We start from the raw sequence: 20,485 nt of genomic DNA, 5'->3' as shown, positions 1-20,485 counted from the left end.
ATTGCGGACTTTCGCTGCAAGTGCGCGGGCTCTCGGGCAATCTGGCGAAAGCAGCCGTTCAATAAGAGGTCAAATCCACGAATGCTGCAAACGATCTAATGGCGGCAGTGAGCCCAATCTGACCCATGCTGCAATCTGCACGAAAGTCTGCTTTAGGATCCACTTTGATGCTTGCCCCCTATGCTTTTCGGTTAGAAGATAAAACGATCACCGTCAAAATCGCCAACGCGCCTATGATGTTGGGAAGCAGTGCCAAAGGCCAGTAGGCTCCCACTGCACCAAGAACCAAAAGCAATGCGCTGATAGGGCCAATTGGACCCTCTGCGTACCACTGGATGATAGCGTTGGTTGCGTAAATTCCGAACAGTGCGAAGAAGCCAATTTGCAGCACTTCAATCAGGTCGCCTGAAATCAGAGGTGTGTAGGCAAACAACAATGGCACGACATATAGACCCTTGGCGATTTTCCAGCTTTCAAAACCTGTTGCCATTGGAGGTGAACCCGCAATACCGGCGGCTGTGAATGCTGCAAGACACACCGGTGGCGTCACGTTGGAATCTTGACTGAGCCAGAAGATGATCAAATGCGCCGTCAACAAAAACGTCGTCAGCATCGTAGGATCGACCATGACAGGCCGGATTGTGACCGCGATTTCGAAGGGGATGTTTCGGATCAATTCCCATGCCTCGGGTTTGGTCATACCCGTCGCCACTTGTGCGACCAGCGGGTGATCCACAAGGAAGAACAACCCCGACTTTGCCGGATCAGTGATACCAGCCATCAACTGTTCTGCGATGAGGCCGTCGGCCATGATCCCAGCCAAGGCGGGCGCGGTCAAGATAGCGAGAATAATATAGGCGGCCGTTACGGGCAGCCCCATTCCCAATACAAGTGAGGCAATCGCGATGAGCCCAATCGCCAACACCAAAGACCCTTGAGACCACTGTGCGATCATCAACGAAAATCCATTTCCAACGCCACTGGTCACAATTGCATTGTTCATAATCCCGATAGCCGTCAACAAAATGGCGGTCATGATGGCTGACTTGATGCCGCTCACCAGTGCCTCAGAAATCTTTGCTGGGCCCATATTGACGGGTGTGAACCCGTCGTCTTTGCTGAAACATGCAAGCAAGCTGGTGAACCACGAGGTTGCGATCACAGCAACTATGGCCCAGCAGGCGGCAAAGGATGGGGTCACGCCAGAGAGCAACAACCAGATCATCACAGCCAATGGGATGACAAACACCAAACCACCGGACAACATTTTGCCGTGATCTACGGTCAGATCGATTTCGGACCCAACATCATATTTGACGGCTTCAATGCGCACAATAAAGGCAACTGATAGAAAGTAGAGGATGGCAGGCACAACAGACACGGCAACAATTGTGCCGTAGGGGATGGATGTATAGCTGGCCATAACGAATGCACCAGCCCCCATGATTGGTGGCATTAGTTGACCACCCGTTGATGCCGCAGCTTCAACGCCCGCTGCAAATTTTGGCCGAAAGCCGTTAGACTTCATTAAGGGAATGGTGATGACCCCAGTGGACGCCGTATTGGCGATGGCTGATCCGGAAATCGTACCCGTCAAAGCCGAAGAGATGATCGCGACAAATGCAGCGCCGCCTTTGATACGGCCCGCCACAACTTTGGATATTTCGATTACAAAGTTGCTGGCACCCGACACAACCAGAAAGCCGCCAAAGATCATGAACAAGGTAATGTTCGTGACCGAGATGTTGGCAAGGATACCGAACATACCTTCATCATTGTAAAGCGTTCGGAACAAAACATCGTTTATGGGAAGGCTCGCAGAGCGGAAGACACCCGGCAACATTGTACCCAAGAATAAGATATAGCTGAGGGACAAGACGATCAAGATCGGGATGACCCAACCGGACACACGACGCGACAAATCAATACATGCAAATATCAGCAGCAAACCTGCGGCCCAATCAATGATAGTAAATTGCCAGCCCAAACCGGTCACCGCGAGGGATCGTTCGTAGAGACCGCTTTCGGCCCCTGCCACCCACAACGCAGCGCTCGCCACGAGCAATCCGTAAACGGTGTCCACGACCCAAGCCCACGTTTGACCAGAGTGTTTGCCCCAAGGGCTAAGGGTGATGGAGGCGAGAAATGCAAAACCTGCGAAATGGATGGCGTTTTGCCAAAGCCCGGGTTCCGTCAGGTAAACGTTAGTCAAAACGTGCCAAATGGCAAAACACATCGCGAAAACAAGCACGATGTGCTGTGTCCCAAACTTACCCCGCGGCATTCTTAACAGCATGTCTCGGGTCATTGGTTCTTGTACAGCAGCGTTTGTCATGTGGTTCTCCCCCCAAAAGGAATAAGGGGCAGCCAAAATGGTGCCCCTTATCGCGGTCTTAGTGTCTTATTGCGCGATCAAGTTTGCTGGAATTTCCAGACCAACTTCTGTGTAGTAACGCGCGGCCCCTGGGTGCAGGGGGGCCGGAAGACCTGCCATTGCTGATTCAATCATCATCGCTTTGGTTGCGGGATGGATCGCTTGCAAGAACGGCAAATTTTCATACATGGTTTTGGTCAGCATATAGACATGTTCTTCGTCAACGCTTGCGTTCACAGCCAAAAAGTTGGGTTGCGCGATTGTGTTCACGTCCTTGGTTTGACCGGGGTAGGTACCAGCCGCGATTGTGTATGGCACCCAAAGATTACGGCCAGCGTCCATCGCAGCGTTTTGTTCAGCCGTCACGTCAAGGATTGTGAATTTACCTTCATTGGAAGCCATCAGTTTTGTGATCGCACCAGTTGGTGGACCAGACGGGATGCCAGCGGCAACCGCTTGCCCGTTTGCCAAGGCGTCTGCCGTGGGACCGTACCCTGCTGAGACCAGCGTGAAGTCAGACCCGACATCTAAGCCCAGGCCAGCAAGCAAAACAGTGTTGGACCCGATGGTGCCAGAGTTCTGTTTGCCCATGCCAACAGACATGCCTTTCAGGCCAGTCAAATCTGCGACTGTGCCTGTTGTCGCCTTTTCCGTTGGCACAATAAATTGCTCGACGTTCTGCCAAAGCATTGTAACCGAACGAAGGTTCGCCTGTGGCTCACTTACGGGGCCTGTGCCTGTGACGGCATATGATCCGAACAGACCCTGCAAAATTGCGAAATCGGCGGTGCCGGCGGACAAGGCTTGGACGTTAGCGCCGGACCCTGCAGAGTTCACGGCCGTGAGCGAAAACCCCTGCTTTGGCAGCAATTTTATTTTTGACAAGGTCGAGATCGCTGTACCTACGGGGTGATAGGTGCCACCCGTTGATGCTGTATTCAATACGTAGTCTGCGCCTTGCGCAAAGGCACCGCCGGACGTCACAAGACCGGCACTGACAACAAGTGCTTTCAACATTTTCATTATATTTCCTCCCAGAAATTTAGCCATTAATCCGGCTTGTGACGGTTATGCCAAACTGGGCGGGAGTCGCGATATGTGAGAAAATGCAGGAGACGCATAAAGTTGTCTGCGGATGTCCGCATGGCAGTTTAACGCGACAAAATGGCTTCTTTATCTAGTCCTAGTTTGACGATCTTCTCGTTCAAAGTGCGTCGTCCTATCCCAAGGGACGCAGCGACATCATCCATGCGTCCGTTTTCGCTTTGGATCGCACGGCTTACCAACTCGCGTTCAAACATGGCGACAGCTTCACGAAGGGTTTCGGGAAAAGCCTGCGACGTCGATTGCTTGGCCATGGAATGCCTGACAGACCCACCGCCACGACGCTGGGCCAGCACACGCCGTTCAGCAACGTTTTGTAATTCCCTCACATTGCCGGGCCAATCATACGCGATAAGGGCCGAGATATCGTCATTCGTGAGCGTCGGGGATGGCAGTTCGTAAAGCTGGCTAAGCCGTTCCAGGTAGTGACGAAACAACAACAACACGTCTTCACCGCGATCGGCTAAGCAGGGCAGTGAGATTTCGAGGGTGTTGAGACGGAACAACAGATCCTTGCGAAAGGTTTTATCGATGACCATTTGCGCAATCTGCCCCGATGCGGCGCTGATCACGCGCAGTTCAACAGTTTGAACTTCGGTCTCGCCCACGCGTTGATATTGCTGCGTCTCGATCGCGCGCAGAAATTTGGATTGGGACTGGTAGGGCATCGAACTGAGTTCATCTAAAAACAGCGTTCCACCGTCGGCTTGGCTCATCAATCCGCGCGGATTATCGATGGTGCCAAATACAGTTTCTTCAAACTGTTCTGGTGGGATCGTGGCGCAGTTTATTGGAATAAACGGGGCGGCAGGGATCTGACCAAGATCGTGCAAAGCCCGCGCGACCAATTCCTTTCCAGTGCCCGTTTGTCCAAGAATTAAGACATTTGCGCGACTCATGGAAAAGTCGAAAATTAAATCACGGGTATCAGCGATCTGCGTGCTGTTACCGATTAAAACACGTTCCAAGTCAGCCAATTCGACCAATCTATTTTGCAACAGTTTGGTACTGTCTTCCAGCCGCTTCATCCGAATTGCATTCTTCAGAATTCCCAAAAGGCGGCGGGGTTCGAATGGCTTTTCAATGAAGCTATAGGCACCATCTTGTAACGCGCCGACAGCCATTGGGATATCACCGTGCGCCGAGATCAGAACGACAGGTACATGGCTGATTTCACGCGCTTTTCGCTGAAATTCAAGCCCATCCATTGCAGGCATCCGAACATCACTTAACACAACATCGGGTGCGTTTTGCTGCAAAGCGTCCAACCCATCAGACCCATTTTTTGCAATGACGGTGTCATACCCTGCGCTTTGCAACAAATGATCCAATGAAACACGCATTTCGCGATCATCTTCGATAACAAGTACGGTCCCTTTGCTCATGATCTACTCCCGTTCGCATCAAATGATAACGTCACGATAAACGTCGCGCCATCTTGGACGTCACCAAGGGCGAGTTCCCCGCCGTGATCTTTAATGATTTCAGTCGCAATAGCCAAACCCAACCCCATCCCAATCCCGGAGGGTTTCGTGCTGAAAAATGGCTCTTGCAGGTCGGTGAGGGTTGCATTCGCAAGTCCCGGACCGTTGTCCGTTACGTGGATTTTAAGAACGCCTCGGTTGGTGGAAACATCAATTTTAATCATCGGCTTAGGTTTGTCTTCAACAGCGTGAATTGCGTTCTTAACCAGATTTACCAGCGCCTGCTCCAATTGAATTTGATGGGCATGAATATAGATCGGACTGGGTAAGTGCGCAGTTTGGAAGTTAATGTGTCCCTCTAAGAGCTCGGCTTGTAGTAAGTTCTCTACCTCTTCAAAGACGGTTGCCAAGTTCACTTTGGTCTTCTTATCACCCCGCCCGCGCGCGAAAAATTTGAATTGCGCTGTGACAGCTTCCATGCGGTCCACAAGCTTGTTCAGGTTTGCAGCGGTTTGGGGCGAAGTAATTTCATTGCCTATCTCCGCTGCAGCAAGGTGGTTTCGAAATGCGCTTATCGGCTGACCCAACTCATGTGTAACGGAGGCTGCCAAATGGCCAAGTGCTGCCAACTTAGCGTTACGTGCCAATTCTGTCTGCGCATGTTCTAAGCGTCGATTTGTTTCGATCAATTCTGTACGCCGCCGTTCGGATGCAGCGTACGCCAATTCGATACGCCGCGACCGAAGGAACGTTGCAAACCCCAACAGGAAGGTGATGATACTACCGAAAAAGGCCGTTGTTAGAAGGGTTTCGCGTAAAATGATACTTTGAGGATGCAAGTAATGGACGGTCCAGTTCCGCCATTCGGACGTCCCGGATGCTAGTAAATAATCAGTCCCTTCCAGCCGCACACGGTCTGTTCCAATGGGCATCCAATCTAGCGATTGAAGTTGTTCATTGCCAAATTGACGGCTTTCCAAGATCGCCATGCGGACCTTTGAATCGAGGGTGCTAACAGGTCGATAAAGCCAATCAGGGTTGGAGGCTAAAACGACGATATTGTCTTCATTGATTGCAACAACTGTTTCACTGTCGCTTTCCCATGACCGTTGCAGTTCGCTCACATCCAGCTTGATCGCTATGACGCCTTTTTGGGTATTTGAAGCAAACGAAACAGGTTCCGCAACGAAATATCCAGGTCGTCCAGATGTCGCACCGATTGCGAAGTAATCGCTACGCTCGCCTTGCAAGGCACTTTGAAAATAAGGACGGAAACCATAGTTTTGACCAAGGAAGCTATGCGGCTTATCGGCATTAGAAGTCGCTACAACACGTCCCGTTGCATCCATGAGGTAAATGGCTTCCAACTTGGCTTCACTTGCCAAACGCTGCAGCCTTTCGTTTGTTTCAGGCGTCACAAAGTTGGGCTGCAATGCCTGAGCGTAACGCGGATCGCTTGCCAACACGAAGGGCAAATGCTGGTGTTGGCGTAGCGTTTCGTTCAAAGCACGCTGGTACAAGGCCATACGGTTCATTGCCGTTTCACCCTCCAACCGTTCGAAATAATGCTGAGCCCCAAAGAAGGTCGCTGCAGTGGCAAGCAAAACAGTAAAAAGCAATACGCCAAGAACGCGTTTGCGCATCCTTCTAGGCGCGCGCTCAATATCGATCTCAGTTGGCATTGACCTCTCCTATGAGGATGTATGTGATACCGGACGGGACTTTATGTAAACAGTTATCCAGTACACCTACCGAAAGCGCCCTGCGGAAACTCGCAGGGCAAGGCACTTCTTAAGGGAATTCCGAAGTCAGAGACTCTCACCCTACTTAGAAATCGTGGCAGCAACCGTTCCAATAAGAAGGCGATGATCTCAGCATTAGCGGACATCGACGGAATTGCAGTGAACGGCGGCTAAGTCCGCAGTCTGTGAATTCACCGATCACTCGATTCTGCTGGCGCAGCGAAAGTCCGGTCTAACGGGCCGCACTGCGGCATTATCGAGGGTAGGCGAACGGCAACAAAGGGCCGTTCGCGACATCTATGCTAGAGCTAGGCTCGAGACCTTTATGCGACCGCAGCATTCGACACTAACGGCGGGAAGCGGTCGTTCGACGCAATCTACACCAGGGTCGGCTTGCGCAGAAGCTGCCTTTGCAAAGCCACTTCGCACCGACGGTTTAGTTGGGTATTTTGACCCTGGTGGGGGCACCCTGGAGCGCCCACCACCAATGTCCGCTTAGGTAAATTCGTTCTGCCCGAAATTCCGAGCAGGACGTTTCCTTCAAGGCATGTATGCAGCGTCCTGTTGCCAACCGGTGAGGCCAGTTTGCAAAACAACGACGTTCGCTCGACCGGCCACGCGCAGGGCAAAGGCCGCCTGGGCCGACAAGCTCCCGGTGTTGCAGAATAGTATTGTCATGCGACCCTCTGGAATTTCGTCGATCCGGTCGAGCACTTCGCGCCATTCGATGTTGACGGAACCGAGAATCGTGCCGTCTTCAAACTGTCCCGCATCCCGTGTGTCGACGAAGAGTGCCGACTCGAACACGGACTGATCGATCTGTTGGGGCAGGATGATGCCGGATTCGTATTCCGAGAACATCATGTATTCCTGCATCGCCTCAATGGCGGCGTCCTGCGCCTGGGCGGGTGCCATATAGATGCCGAACGCGACGGTCGCCGCCGCAAGAGTGTGGCATACTTTCATCAAATTACTCCTCTATTCTCGTTTTCATTCACCGGTTTTCAGTTTCAAGTCTGTAAAGAAAGCTTCAATGCGCCGGGCGTTGAAACCACGGTCGATCTGGCCTAGGCGCGAGCGCGAGCGCATGTCGATGCGGGTGCCGGTGTCGGTCTCGGTGACCCGGATCGCCACCTCGTCCTCGAAGCCGAAGAGGCGGCTCGTGGCGATGGCCTCGATCTGGCTCTCAACGGGATCGGCCGAGAGCACATCCCAGCCGCGTGCTTCCACGAATGCCAGCGCTGCCGCGAAGGCCTCGTCTCCGGAGACCGGCAGCTCCAGCGGGCGCACATGCGGATAGGCGGCTCCCTGCGGATCGGCATTCTGCGCCGGGTAGTCACTGGGCGTCGCCGTGAACCAGAAGACCGGGGGGTCCTCGATATCAGTCGAGATGTCGTTGATCGGCGGTGTCGTGAGCGCAGCGATCTCGAAGACGGTGCCAAGGCCTGCGACGGGCAGCGACAGGATCAGCCCCAGCAGCACAGCAATGTCGCCCCGCCGTCGGCGCCACCAGACCACCACACCGGCCAGCGCGACAATGACGCCCGCACCGCCCGTCCAGGCCCCCCAACCGGCAACGTCATACGCTTGCGGCCAAGGCCACCCTCCCGCCCGGAAACCCCAGACCGACACGGCGAGAAGCGCAAGGGACGCGAGTCCCAGCAGGATGGAAAGGAAGCCAAGGCGACGGGTCAGGATGTCAGGCATGCGTGCGCTCCGCGTCGGGTGAGGGATTGAGGCGGGGATGGGTCTCTTCCATCGCGACGATCAGCCAGACTCCCGACAGCGCCATGGCAAGCCCCGTGACCCAAAACCCGGCCTCGAGCGTCCCCGACGCATCTGCGATCAGACCCATGGCGAGCGCCCCGATGGCGTAGCCAAGATCGCGCCAGAACCGGTAGACACCCAGCGCCGAGCCGCGCCATGACGGGTGCGAGATGTCACCCATCGCGGCGATGAGGGTCGGATAGAGCAGCGCCATGCCGACCCCGATGATGGCGGCGGCAACGGCCCAACCCGAAGTTGTTGCGAGGAACGGAAACACAAGGACGCCACCGGAACAGAGGAAGAAGCCTGCGACCGTCGGCCACTTGCGCCCCAAAGCATCAGACAGCGGCCCGGTCCAAAGTTGGCTGCCACCCCAGACGAACCCGTAGATGCCGGTGACCCAGCCGATCTCGATCAGGCTCGCGCCCTTCGCCACCATGAAAACAGGCACCAGCGCCCACATCAGCGCATCGACGAACTTCTCGACGCTGCCCGCCTGCGCCAGCGCCATGAAGGTGCGGTTCTGCCATGTGACGAGGGCAAAGATCTGGCCCGCCGTCGGGCTCTCGGGCCCTTCCACATAGCGCGGGCGCGGCCCTGTGGTCGCGCCTGACTTGTGCCGCGCAGCCTCGGCCCTTGCATAGGGAAGCGTCTCGGTGAAGGCGAGTAACCCCGCCGCCAGCGCGAGAAGGATCACGACAAGACCGAAGACGAAGAGGCTCATTCGCGGATCGAAGGAGCTGGCGAGATAACCGGTTGCCAGCCCGGCCAGAGCCACGCCGCCATAGCCCGCGAACTCGTTGAACCCGGTGGCGAGCCCGCGCTGGGACCCCTTTACGATGTCCATCTTCGCCGTGACGGTCATCGACCAGCAAAACCCCTGGTTGACGCCCAGAAGCACGTTCGCCGCCACGATCCAGCCCCAGGACGGCGCCCAGAGGATCATGAACGGGATCGGCAGGGCCACCAGCCAACCCCAGATGAGAACCTTGCGCCGCCCGACGCGTTCGGACAGGCGCCCCGAGACGAAGTTCATCGCCCCCTTCATGATCCCGAAGGAGACGATGAACGCAAAGATCGCGGTCATCGAGCCCTGAACGACCCCGAACTCAGTCTCGGCCAAGGCAGGGATCACCGTGCGTTGGAGGCCAATGGTCAGGCCAACGAAGAAGACTTGAAGAAGCTGCTCCAAAAAAGGGCGCAAGTTCTCGCGGATGCCGAGGGCGTAGGTCATTCCGGCTCCTTCGCCGTCATTCGGGGGTCGAGCGCATGACCACTCGCCGGTCCGCGGACGGGCTGGATCAGCATCCGGTCGAGCCAGAGGTCGCGCTGGGTGCGGAACTGCTCGATGCCGATCTCCATACCCTTATGCCCCTTCGCGGGTTGCGCGATGTAGGTGCCCAACAGCCAATCCCACCAGGGCAGGTTGAAGCCGTAGTTGGAATTGGTCTCGCGCGGGTCGATGGAATGGTGCACGCGGTGCATGTCGGGCGTCACCACGAACAGGCGCAGCACCCGGTCAACGGGGCGCGGCAGATCGATGTTGGCGTGGTTGAAGAGCGCCGCAGCGTTCAGGATCACCTCGAACAGCAGGACAGCTATGGCGGGTGGGCCGAGGGCTGCGACCACTGCCAGCTTGATCCCCATTGAAATGAGGATTTCCACCGGGTGAAAGCGCAGGCCCGTCGTCGCGTCGAAATCGAGATCGGCGTGGTGCATCCGGTGCAGCCGCCAAAGCCCCGGCACCGCGTGGAACATCACGTGCTGCAGATAGATCGCCAGATCGAGCAGCAGCATCGAGATCACGATGGCCAGCCAGACCGGCACGTCGATGTTGTTGAACAGCCCCCATCCACGGTCCTCGGCCATGACCGCAAGGCCGACCGCGATGATAGGGAAGGTCAGCCGCAGGATGACCGTGTCGACCACGACGAGCGCAAGGTTGTTCGTCCAGCGGATCACCCGAGGAATTTCCCGCCGACGCCGGGGGGCCGCCACTTCCCACAGCGCCATAGCCGCCAGAACACCCAGAAAGGCGGCAAGGCGGATCGTCGGTTCGGCAGCAAGGATGGTCTCGGACATGGGTTCTGGACTTCGGGGTTGTCGGAAGCGATGGAATCGCTATCATTCAAATTGTCACTTGAATGATTTAACGTCTGGAGACGCCCGGTGTCAATCAGCCCGAAGATAGCACTTCTTGAGGAATACGCACTCGTCGCGCGCGCCCTGTCCGCTCCGGCGCGATTGTCACTTCTCGAACAACTGGCGCAGGGAGAGCGTAACGTGGAGGCGCTCGCCGAAAAGACCGGCCTCACCATCGCCAACTGCTCACAGCATCTGCAGCAGCTGCGCCGCGCAGCGCTTGTCACCAGCCGCCGCGACGGCAAGGCGGTGATCTACCGGCTGACCGACGCGAAGACGCTTGCGTTGATGGATCTGTTGCGGGTCGTCGCCGAGCGGAACCTGGCGCAGGTAGACCGCATCCTTCGCGGTCTCTCAGGCGGGCAAGATGCACCTGAACCGGTCAGCCGGGAGCAACTCGCGGCACGGCTCGCCGAGGGGGCGGTGACCGTTCTTGACATCCGGCCCGCCGACGAATACGCAGTCGGCCACATTCCGGGCGCGCTCAACACGACGCTGGCAGAGCTCGAGCGGATCGTTCCGACCCTCGATCCGAGGACCGATATCGTCGCCTACTGCCGGGGACCCTACTGCGTCTATGCCCACCAGGCGGTCGCCGCCCTGCGCAAACATGGCTTCAACGCGCGGCGCCTTGAGGGAGGATTGCCGGAATGGCGGGAGGACGGGCGTGCCATTCGGTCAATGTCCCGATGAACTGAAACCTTATTTGCTGTCACCGCAGTCCAATTTAGCTAATTCCTTGCAAAGCAGACGTTGCGGGCTCCGGAAGAGCGTGGCGACTTCTGGAATTCTTTGCAGAAGCGCTGCGGCCTGATTGGAAGTCCGTCTCGCGTCCGCTTCGGGCTGGGAGCGGTCGTCAGACTTGTTTCTCAAATGGCGTCTAAAGGCCGGTAGCTGCCCCCACCCAACTTAGCAACACTCCCACCAAACCTTCACCAACGCCTCCCGCATGACGTCGATAGCATAGCCTGAGCCATAGTTGGCCGCGACACTGCCCTGGGCATGTCCAAGGATTTCCATGGAGAGGCTTTCAGGACAGCCAGAGTTGCGCAGCTTGTCCTTTATGCGGTGTCGCAGCGAGTGCATGGTGATCTTCTTGTCTGGGATGACTGTGCGGAGCCGCTTCATGAGCATGGCGGAGGCTTTGTCATTGCCTCTGGGTTGAGCATAGGGGGGGAAGATAGGGTCGGTATCCGATAGTCCAACCTGATGCTGTCTGAGGCACTCTGTAGCTCCGGCGTTGACAGCACTTTAGCTTCACCAGATTGGAATATTTGACTTTTACTAAGCTTTGCGCTATAATCGATGGTCTTAGTGTCTTTAAATCGATCGATGGTCTTAGTCTCTTTAAAGCGTAGGTGGGTATAACGTTAAAATAATCAATGATTCCATAAAACGAGGGAAATATGATGAAACGTAAGCATTTAGTATTAATCGCGACCGTGGCAGCTTTCTCATTTGTCGGAACTCAAAGCTCGGCACTGGAAACTGGCGAAATGGTGACAACAGGGCTGTTGAATATGCCGCTCGAGGACATCGCCGGTAAAGAGTCGAATGTTGTATTATTCGAAGTAGGCCCCGGCTGGACTATCGACCGTCACTTCCATCCTGGCCACATATTCGTCTATATGATCGAAGGTTCGATCATGATTGAAGCTGACGGCCTTGACGCGCTGACACTTCTTCCAGGCGAGGCGGCGTATGAAATTCCAAACCTGAACATGGTGGCCAATAACGTCAGCTCAACCGAGGGCGCAAAATTCGTCGCGTTTACGGTCGGAAATACCGGCGATGAAGTGATGATTTTCCCAGAATAATTCATCCCTGCTGCTCATTGTATTCTCTCTTTAATCCTGCCCGTTGAACTGTGTGCTAAAGTTCGAAAGTCAGGAATCGATGGAGGGTAACGAGGAAATGGCCACGAAAGCACTCATTACAGGCGCTTCAAGCGGAATTGGCCGAGGGGCAGCTGCGGGCACCTTAGTCATTGTGTTCATGATTGATTCTCAAATATAGGTCGCGCGCTCTCGCGAGAGTCGGGCGACGATATTCTAATCGGATTGTCGGCGCGGTTGGTTTGAATATTTGCCGCGTGGTGTTAGGTGCTGATACACCGAGCGCCCCCGCCCGTAGGCGAGGGTATCTCGTTTTGCGGTCGCTCTATCGAGGACCAACAATTGCAGTATGCTCGATCGCCCACTGCGCCAGCGCCCCATGCCGATCGGCGCAAGTGATCAAATCATTGCCAATTCGCCCGACCGCGATTTCCATTTGAGCTTGGCTCTTTGCACCTGGTGCGAGCCGTGGTTTTTCACAGGGTGCGAGCAGCTCGGCATCAGGCCTAGGGGCGCGCATCCCAGAGGGCGCGGATCCGTTGCACGCTGTCAGTATCAACAGCGCAGCGATCGGCCCCCATTGCTTCATTGGCTGCATCTTCAAAATCCTCCTGAAGCGCTGCACGCGCAGCGCGTTCCCTGTTGAGTTCGGCGGCGATGCGGGATGTTTTTTCGGCAAGGTTGAACAACTCAAGGTTTTTGCGCTGTGTCGCCGCCTGCACGTCCTGCATTGCCGCCTTTGCACCATGGCCCCGCCCAAGCCCATAGATGCCACTGAGCGCCGCCAAAACGGCCAGAATGAACCAAGGATTTGGAAGACGCATCACCCCAGCCCAGAGAGGCACAGCTTGCGTTCGGCCCCGCGCCGGTTGCTCAAGCCACGGATCACCTTGCCACCCGCCCTGTTCCAGCGCGGCAATTCATGGCAGGCCCCCAGCAGATCGCCCGTGTTCACTTTACGCACCAATGTGGAGCGACAGGCAGCACCGACACCCACATTCCAGGACCAGGCCATCAGCGCGATCTTTGTGTTGACGGGAATATGGATGGGCGACGCCAAACAGCGATCGAGCTGGCGCTCAAATTCTAGGAGGCCCTCGGCCAGCATCTCCGCGCATTGCGCATCGGTGTAGTAATCCCCCTGCCCCACGCCGCGCGTTTCGCCGTGACACACCGTCCAGACCTTGCCGATGCTGTCCCAATAGGCTTGGTTCTCTTTACCTTCCCAACCGCCAACAAAGGAAACCGCACTGGCCAATGCCACAGCACTCGCTGCAAGGATCCCCACGCCGCGCCGTTTGATCGCCCCGCCGGTAGCGCTCAAATATTCCGCCACCTTTTTGGCAAGGGCATCTTGCTGTGTCACACGCGCGCCAGACACGCCCGCCGAGAGCAAAGCCGCGATGGCCAAATATTGCCAATTCTCAAGCCCGAGATCCTCGGGGCTGAAATATTCCCAAGCCGCGCCGGCCGCCAGCGCCAGGGCGCCAACAATCGCCAGCACCGAGGACCACGCCCCGGTCAAAACTTGCTTCCATTCTGGTATCAGTTTCATTTTTTTTACCTTCCAAATTTTCAAATTATAATTTTGGGAAAACACCGAATTGCTTGAGGGCGGCATAGGCGGCCCCGATCACCGCGATCAAAGAGGCCACCGCCTTTAGGGATGAAATCATGCGTTTTTGCGTGCGGTAGGCCAGGACCATTTCGCGCACCGTCGCGCCGCTGCGCACCAATTCCCGAAAATCGTCGCGGTCCTTTTTTACGGCAAACATGTCGGCCACAGAGGCCAGGGTCGCGCGTTCCGTTTCACTGAATTGTTCCAAATCGCAGATCCTTTTTTCGTCACAATTTTCCCCGCAGGCGGGGCAAAAGACTCATTAAATTTTTAGGGGGAAGGGAAGGCGCGGCTATATTGGCCGCAAGGCGCGCGGGGCGCTCACCAGTATTGATCATCCAAGAAATCAGAAGGGATCGGGTCCATATCCTTTAGGGCGCGACTAGCCTTCATAAACCAATCAACATGCGCCATCGCCGCTTGCGACATGGCGAAAGTCGTTTGCGCATCCATAACAAAAGACGTGTTGTCGCCAACCGTCCACGCAAAATCACTATCGCCACCGTGCCAGCGATAATCGCCCGCTTGTTTTCCAGAAATATAGGCAATGCCCGCCGAAGCCCCGGCCCCTGAAATATTCAAAAGGCTTTTGGGGTCGCTTTGAAAATGTTGGCCCGCGAAATCAAATCCAAGATTTATGCGCCGATCCCGTTCCAAATTTATTGCGTCCATAATCTCACGATTTTCAGCGGCTTTCTGGTACGCTTTGCTTTCCACCGTTCTTTTAATTTCAAGCACTGTTGACCTCCAAAACGTAAGTCCGATCCATGTAAAGGCCAGCCGTTGCAAACTCGATTTGATAGCTCCCACCATCCGGCAGAGAAAATTCAAGTTCTGTGCCTGTGGATGAGTGAATGGTTCCCCCGTCCGATATGTCCGTGATTGTGCAGACTGTGCCTTCTGGAAGGCCGGAGATCCCCCAGCCTCCCTCTATCGCCACCAATTCAGGAAGCGACGGACGCGCGAAAAACTCAAAGCCAAGTTCATCTGTGAATATATGCGCGCTTTGAAGGAAATCGACTGAGTGACCTTCCACGCAGATCAGCCCTTGCTCGAAAATCGTTTCAGGGTCGAAAGGTACGGCTCCCTGAACTACAGAAACAACAACTTGGCTTTCATCGTCCAGCTTCACATATACAACACTCATTTCACCACCGCCTTTGCTGAAAGTCCCAAGTTTTTAACGCAAGTATAGGTGACGTCGGGGGTGCTCGATTGGTCACCACTAGCGTTAAATACTGCGGGGCCAGCAGACCCCAAGATAAGCTTCAACTGCATCTCAATCCCCTTTCCCATAACCGTATATGAGTGCTCGAAGACTGACCAAGCGGTTGTCGATGATGAATCGACACCGTTTGTTTTTTTGTACCACCCACCCCAAGACCCGCCGACTGATCTTTCCCGCATCCATAATTCTAATTGTGTTCGATAAGTTGAAACGGGAGTTGTGCCATTGCCGCTATTGTATGCCCCGTAAACCAATTTTTGGTGCCTATACTCGCCACGGAGGGCGATAATCCAAAGCTCGCTTGATCCCATCACACCAGTTGAGATTGTTGAGCCTACCTGTGACCCCAAAGTGACAATGTGAACGGGGCTACCGATAGCCGCCAACATATCGGCGCCATTAGAAACCGCGCCGCCAACAATGCTCCCACGGACCACAAGATTGTGAAGAACCATTTTGCCATTTTTAGAGACCGCCCAACCTACAGTCCCTACGGAAGGAATATCATCGCCAGAAATCGCCCCGTTGAAGTTGGTACTTTTCATAGCGCCACCGAAGATAGCAAGGCCAGCGGCGGCAAATTCAACCGTGTTAAGGTGGCTGGTATAGATCGTTTCGGCAATGATTACCCCGCCCGATATTAGCGTGGTTCCGTCTGGACTGTATGTTGTCAGTTCTGTGGCGTCGGCTGTTGTCAAACATAGCACTGGCTCATGGATAAAGATGTAACTTGAGGTACCTGCAAGATTTTCCCATTTGAGAATTTGCCAAGTTGCATAAGCAGCGTTAGCTGGCGCTTGCGCTTTACCGCCATATTTAGGCCAGTCGGCGGGATTGGAGTTGCCCCCTATTGTTCCTGTTGTGCTTAAATCTTCTACTGTAGAGTCCGAAATATAAACGTTATCAGAATCGCGCCAGCGAATACGAATAACGCGGCGACACCTATGCGTTGATAGCTTTGCAGACGCTTCAACCCAATCACCTGCGGAAACTGGCATCCCAAAAGAAACCATTCCCCCTGCCGATGTTACTGGTTTGTTTTCGAAAACTTGATACCCGTCAATCCCTGCCGATCCGCAGTAAGCGGTCAAAGTCGGATAGAGTTTCCCCGCAAAACTGGAACCAGCCGCACGAACCTGATAGTAGCCTGACGAGTGGGCCCCCCCACTCCCCCAAGAAAACCAGTTTGTCAGACCGTCCAAGAAATTGCTGTTCACAATTCTGTTGGTGTTGAAACCGACACTCAGTTTATTGGCGGCAATCGTTCCCGCTTTCACAACCGACCCAAGCAATTCAAGCAAGGATCCGCCCGATCCATTTGGGTTGGAAAAGGACGTGGCGATAAACCCCGCGATATTCCCGCCGTTTGTTGTGACTGTGAGGCCCGCCGAAGCTTGGGCAAAACCATCCACCGCGGCTAAAGTCGTGGCTTGGCTGGATACCGTTGCATCAGTATCATCAAGGTTGCTTTGAACGGTTTGCGTCGCATTTGCGAGGGCGGCCTCTGAGCTAACCCGCGCCGTGGTTTCCGTGTTAACCGCCGCCGTAATCGCCGCATCAATAATACCGCCGCCGAGTTCTTCGGGAGTGGCTGGCCGCATGGCGCACCTGTGGAATTTCGTTGTGTTTGGTTGATTGGCACCGTCGCCAAAGTTATCTTTACTCCCGTAGAGATAAACACCCATATCGATAACAGGATTGGAAATGGACGTTGGGCGAATTGCAATAAAGGAGATTGTGTAGAGTTTTCCGACTTCGATAGCCGCGCCGTCATTCGCTTCTTGCAGACTTATATAATCGCTTTTAAAGGAGTTTTCGATCCACGATACGCGCATCCCCGTACTTTGAGGATCCCCCGCGACCACCTCAAAAGTAAGTTCGACGACATATCCCTCATGGTCAATGCCGCCCGTCCACCCGCTTTGGGAATACTTTAGATAGGTTCCGCAGTCCTGCCCCAAGAGGGTTGTCATAGTCAGGGTTTGGCCTACAGGATAGACCTCATTGGGAGTGCCTACAGGGTCAACATCGCCCGTCTTTTCCCAATCGTCGGCGGATTCGTCGAAGGTTACAAAGTAGGGGTCCATGATAAGACCACCCCCGGCAACGGCAGCCTGGGCAAGGATCCCCGTCGCGGCTAGTTCAGAATTCACCGTTCCAAACTCTAAATCACTCGCTGCAATTTGCGCGGCGAGATTGTCCTGAACCGCCGTAACCTCGCCAGATAGAGTAACTACGCCTTCGGCAGCGGCAGCAGACTGTGTCTGTGCTGCGGTAATTTCAGCCTCAATGGCTGGGGCAAGATCGATATAGCCAAACCGCACGTCGGGCGTTGTGACCTTGAGCCAAGAGGTCCAGGACACAGCACGCGCCGCATTTGGCACAAGACGCGCCGAGACCTCGTAATCGGTATCGGGGAGAATGCCGGCAATAATGCGGGCCGACCCGTCCTCAAAGTTGGGAAGGAGCAAAAGCTCACTTGAGGCCGCCACCCCCTCAAGACGCACCCGCACGTGCAGCGCCTCGATGTCGTCCAGACTGGTATCCCATGTCGCAAGGATTGCGGGAAGGCGCCCTTGCGCGGATCCATCAACCACCGAGTCCGGCGCAACTGCGAAATTCAGGACAGCTTGACTTGATGGCCGCACCAGAACAACCGGCGACGGCGTGACAGGCACATAGGAGTTCGCGGCGGGTGGCGTGTAATCCTCGGGATCCACCTCCCCAAGTTCAAGCGCGATCGACCCGTCATCCAAAAGGACGCGACCGTTGATGATAAATTGCTTGGCGTCGTAGCTGTATTTTTCAGAGGTCCACGCCAGGACCTCATTGTTGAGAACCGTGCTATAGGCCGGCGGCAAAAACAGCGTGTGCCGCCGGTTGCGGCGCGATGCAGACAGCGCTTCGGCCATCAGCCTTTGCACCTGCTCACTATAGGGCACCATTTGCAGATCGACATTTGAGGTCAGGCGGCGGTTGCCGTCTTCGGCCTCAAAATTGGCATTGTAAAGCGGTGGCGCGGCCTTGGTAACATAGCCCTCGGACGGTTCTGTATAGGTCGCGGTGATGCCATTCACGGTGTCGTGCAAGCGCCGAAAAGGGACGAAACTTTCCTCTTCGGTTGCCAAGATTTCGGCGTCGGTAAAACTGGCCACTGGCGCTTCTGGCTCCCCAATATGGGGGTAATAAACGCCACCAATGTCGGCAATGCGACCCGAACAGGTCATCAGGGCCGCTTCCAGCGCGGAGGCCGGTTCCGACGATACCCGCAGCTCTCCGCTGCACCGATACCGTGGCGCAAATCCGTTCAGGCCTTCCGTCGGCGTGCGACATTTGTTAATTTCCGCAATCCATTTCGCGCTCGGTAAACGTCCCGAACTCAGACCGCGCGTGCCGTAAAACCACGTGCTGTTGTAGAAGATACCACGCAGAATATTATAGGCCTGCACAACGGGCAGATCATCGCCGTCCCCGCCCCAGGTTGTCGGGTCATTCCAACGCTGCGGCCCTGCCCCGCCTTGCGAGCTGTCCTTGGAAAGATCGTAAAACGGCGTTGAACTGAGAACGAAATGATAACTAGGCCAACCTGCCGAGAACAAGGCCGGCTTGCTGCGCGCGGTAATGACCGCATAGCACATGCCAACCCCAACGCGGGTTGCAGGATAGGGTCGCTCAGGACTTGCATGGGCCACCAAAAGCGGATCGGCCGTCGTTTGCGTACCGTCATAATAATTGATCCAGAGATAGACGCCGCCCGCATCTGAATATTCTTCAATCGGGTAGCCAAGATTGCCGTGCTTTATGTCCCCAAGGGTGACCTTCTCGCCATCCACATAAAATTCAAGAAGTTGCGAATGCGGCAAATCGGAAAGGGCTATGACGCGGGTGTAATAGGCATTCGGCGTGGCGCCTGCATTGCCCCAAGTGTTTCTGTAGACCAGCGAGCCATCAACCCGCGACTGCCCAAGAATGAACGACCTCGGAACATCCCCGCCAGACGACAATGCGCCGGTCACCCCGATCGCTGGCTGTTTTTTCTCCTTTGAGCCAAGCAGCGTATTCACCAGAACATTCACAGCGATACTGGCAATGGTTCTAATCAAAAACGCGCCGACAACTTCCAAGGTTAATCCCGCAAAGAAGGTGCCAATGGCAGCAACGGCGGCGGTGACAAATGGCATTATTTCAGACCCTTCAAATAGTGGGTTTCCAGCGGGGTAAAACCGCGCCGACGGTAGAAACGATCAAGCCGGTGATCATTCAGGCTGGCCATCGCGACAAAGCGGCAGCCTCGCGAATTTGCCCAAGCTTCATACTGGGCAATCATTTGCAGCGATCTTAGACTGCGAGCGTTCGGGCTGACCCACCACGCAACCTCCTGGGCAAAAAGCACAGGCGAAAAGGGCGATGGTGAGGTGGCCGCCAGCAGCGCGCCCACAACCGCGCCGTCTTTTTCCAGCACCAGCGCAAGGCGCGTCGGGTCGGAAATAAACGTCCGCACCGTGTGTTTGGCATAGGACAGGTCAAACGGGATATGAGCGCCGGTATGGGCCAGAAAGTCGCGGCCCAGTTCTGCAATGGCTGTTGCCTCGCGTGGAAGCGCCTGACGAATGACGGCCACGCTATGCAACCCCACTGTTTTGGCCCCAGAATAGCGACCAGTCGCCAACGGTTGAAACATCGGCCAAGAAATCATCGGTGGCCGAGCGCAAGCGCTGGCTATCATCGGAGCGCGTATCTGGATTGGAGCGCGTCAATTCCTGCGTGAAGGACACGCATTTGGCAACGCCGGTGGTGTTGCCGGCATCGTCTTCGTCTTCTTCGACCTCATCGATAAAACCAAGAAAGCGCGGATCGGCGGGCCCCACCAAACGACGGGTGGCGGGATCTAGAAATCCCCGATAAATCTCGACTTTCGCGCGCCTGAGATCATAGACCCGCAGTAAATCTTGGCCAAAAGCTTCCTCAGGCGGAATCGCGATCTCCAACTCTTGAATGGTCAAGTTGCTCACATCCGCCAAGGTCGAAATAGAAATCAGCGTCCCGACCCCGTGGAAAAAACGGATCTCGTTTGCATTGGTGTCCGGGTTGAAAATTTCAGCGGAAATGTCGCCCGCATCTGACCAGAAGCCTTGCGCAACCTCCACGCCATCAGAATAGCGCGTCGCCGTCACCCAGAGAAAATCACGGGGGAAAAGGCGACGCTGTGCAATCGCCGCAAGATTTGCGGCGCTCATTGAATTGGGCATAT

The 20,485-nt window shown here is 55.3% G+C and carries 19 protein-coding genes; 2 read left to right on the top strand and 17 right to left on the bottom strand.

Going from position 1 to position 20,485, the window contains the following annotated elements; genetic code table 11:
- Positions 1 to 178 precede the first annotated feature (178 nt).
- The 8 genes from AB9F26_RS05280 to AB9F26_RS05245 all read right to left on the bottom strand — a co-directional run bounded on the left by AB9F26_RS05280 (position 179) and on the right by AB9F26_RS05245 (position 10,493).
- Entirely contained in the window at positions 179 to 2,335 is a 2,157-nt protein-coding gene (locus AB9F26_RS05280; protein WP_335586532.1) for a TRAP transporter fused permease subunit, read from the bottom strand.
- Positions 2,336 to 2,401: 66 nt separating this feature from the next.
- Positions 2,402 to 3,397 (bottom strand): TAXI family TRAP transporter solute-binding subunit, encoded by a 996-nt coding sequence (locus AB9F26_RS05275; RefSeq protein WP_335586533.1) that lies wholly within the window; start codon positions 3,395 to 3,397, stop codon positions 2,402 to 2,404.
- Between the two features lie 128 nt (positions 3,398 to 3,525).
- On the bottom strand, positions 3,526 to 4,863 hold the full coding sequence (locus tag AB9F26_RS05270) for a sigma-54 dependent transcriptional regulator (protein ID WP_335586534.1): 1,338 nt from the start codon (positions 4,861 to 4,863) through the stop codon (positions 3,526 to 3,528).
- Positions 4,860 to 6,584: an ATP-binding protein gene (locus AB9F26_RS05265; protein ID WP_335586535.1), complete on the bottom strand. Its 1,725-nt coding sequence runs from the start codon at positions 6,582 to 6,584 to the stop codon at positions 4,860 to 4,862. The genes AB9F26_RS05270 and AB9F26_RS05265 overlap by 4 nt, the downstream gene beginning before the upstream one ends.
- Before the next feature lie 600 nt (positions 6,585 to 7,184).
- Complete coding sequence (locus tag AB9F26_RS05260; protein ID WP_369767475.1) at positions 7,185 to 7,610, bottom strand: rhodanese-like domain-containing protein; 426 nt, start codon at positions 7,608 to 7,610, stop codon at positions 7,185 to 7,187.
- A 24-nt stretch (positions 7,611 to 7,634) separates the two neighbouring features.
- Positions 7,635 to 8,351: a DUF1499 domain-containing protein gene (locus AB9F26_RS05255; RefSeq protein ID WP_369767474.1), complete on the bottom strand. Its 717-nt coding sequence runs from the start codon at positions 8,349 to 8,351 to the stop codon at positions 7,635 to 7,637.
- On the bottom strand, positions 8,344 to 9,645 hold the full coding sequence (locus AB9F26_RS05250) for an MFS transporter (protein ID WP_369767473.1): 1,302 nt from the start codon (positions 9,643 to 9,645) through the stop codon (positions 8,344 to 8,346). Before AB9F26_RS05250 ends, AB9F26_RS05255 begins: the two co-directional genes overlap by 8 nt.
- Positions 9,642 to 10,493 carry a sterol desaturase family protein gene (locus AB9F26_RS05245; protein WP_369767472.1) on the bottom strand — a complete coding sequence of 284 codons (852 nt, stop codon included), beginning with the start codon at positions 10,491 to 10,493 and terminating at the stop codon, positions 9,642 to 9,644. Before AB9F26_RS05245 ends, AB9F26_RS05250 begins: the two co-directional genes overlap by 4 nt.
- Before the next feature lie 87 nt (positions 10,494 to 10,580).
- On the opposite strand from AB9F26_RS05245, the gene AB9F26_RS05240 reads away from it, so the two are divergent.
- Positions 10,581 to 11,246 (top strand): ArsR/SmtB family transcription factor, encoded by a 666-nt coding sequence (locus AB9F26_RS05240; RefSeq protein ID WP_369767471.1) that lies wholly within the window; start codon positions 10,581 to 10,583, stop codon positions 11,244 to 11,246.
- A gap of 216 nt (positions 11,247 to 11,462) precedes the next feature.
- On the opposite strand, the gene AB9F26_RS05235 is transcribed toward AB9F26_RS05240, so the two are convergent.
- Positions 11,463 to 11,639, bottom strand: a complete 177-nt coding sequence (locus tag AB9F26_RS05235; protein ID WP_369757750.1) for a hypothetical protein — start codon at positions 11,637 to 11,639, stop codon at positions 11,463 to 11,465.
- A gap of 320 nt (positions 11,640 to 11,959) precedes the next feature.
- On the opposite strand from AB9F26_RS05235, the gene AB9F26_RS05230 reads away from it, so the two are divergent.
- Positions 11,960 to 12,370 carry a hypothetical protein gene (locus AB9F26_RS05230; RefSeq protein WP_369757751.1) on the top strand — a complete coding sequence of 137 codons (411 nt, stop codon included), beginning with the start codon at positions 11,960 to 11,962 and terminating at the stop codon, positions 12,368 to 12,370.
- A gap of 524 nt (positions 12,371 to 12,894) precedes the next feature.
- Here the strand turns inward: AB9F26_RS05230 and AB9F26_RS05225 are convergent.
- The 8 genes from AB9F26_RS05225 to AB9F26_RS05190 form a co-directional block, all read right to left on the bottom strand.
- Positions 12,895 to 13,212: a hypothetical protein gene (locus tag AB9F26_RS05225; RefSeq protein WP_369767470.1), complete on the bottom strand. Its 318-nt coding sequence runs from the start codon at positions 13,210 to 13,212 to the stop codon at positions 12,895 to 12,897.
- On the bottom strand, positions 13,212 to 13,943 hold the full coding sequence (locus AB9F26_RS05220) for a lysozyme (protein WP_369767469.1): 732 nt from the start codon (positions 13,941 to 13,943) through the stop codon (positions 13,212 to 13,214). The genes AB9F26_RS05225 and AB9F26_RS05220 overlap by 1 nt, the downstream gene beginning before the upstream one ends.
- A 25-nt stretch (positions 13,944 to 13,968) precedes the next feature.
- Positions 13,969 to 14,214, bottom strand: a complete 246-nt coding sequence (locus AB9F26_RS05215; RefSeq protein WP_369767468.1) for a hypothetical protein — start codon at positions 14,212 to 14,214, stop codon at positions 13,969 to 13,971.
- A 113-nt stretch (positions 14,215 to 14,327) separates the two neighbouring features.
- On the bottom strand, positions 14,328 to 14,744 hold the full coding sequence (locus AB9F26_RS05210) for a DUF4376 domain-containing protein (protein ID WP_369767467.1): 417 nt from the start codon (positions 14,742 to 14,744) through the stop codon (positions 14,328 to 14,330).
- Positions 14,737 to 15,153: a hypothetical protein gene (locus AB9F26_RS05205; protein WP_369767466.1), complete on the bottom strand. Its 417-nt coding sequence runs from the start codon at positions 15,151 to 15,153 to the stop codon at positions 14,737 to 14,739. The genes AB9F26_RS05210 and AB9F26_RS05205 overlap by 8 nt, the downstream gene beginning before the upstream one ends.
- Positions 15,150 to 19,415, bottom strand: coding sequence for a phage tail protein (locus AB9F26_RS05200; RefSeq protein ID WP_369767465.1), 4,266 nt, complete (start codon positions 19,413 to 19,415; stop codon positions 15,150 to 15,152). Before AB9F26_RS05200 ends, AB9F26_RS05205 begins: the two co-directional genes overlap by 4 nt.
- Positions 19,415 to 19,870 carry a GNAT family N-acetyltransferase gene (locus tag AB9F26_RS05195; protein ID WP_369767464.1) on the bottom strand — a complete coding sequence of 152 codons (456 nt, stop codon included), beginning with the start codon at positions 19,868 to 19,870 and terminating at the stop codon, positions 19,415 to 19,417. Before AB9F26_RS05195 ends, AB9F26_RS05200 begins: the two co-directional genes overlap by 1 nt.
- A complete protein-coding gene (locus tag AB9F26_RS05190) occupies positions 19,857 to 20,483 on the bottom strand; it encodes a hypothetical protein (protein WP_369756927.1) in 627 nt (208 codons plus the stop codon). The genes AB9F26_RS05195 and AB9F26_RS05190 overlap by 14 nt, the downstream gene beginning before the upstream one ends.
- Positions 20,484 to 20,485 lie beyond the last annotated feature (2 nt).

Source organism: Falsihalocynthiibacter sp. BN13B15 (assembly GCF_041205415.1).
Lineage (GTDB): Bacteria > Pseudomonadota > Alphaproteobacteria > Rhodobacterales > Rhodobacteraceae > Falsihalocynthiibacter > Falsihalocynthiibacter arcticus.
The sequence above is the reverse complement of the archived record's forward strand: the minus strand, read 5'-3'. Positions and strand labels throughout refer to the sequence as shown.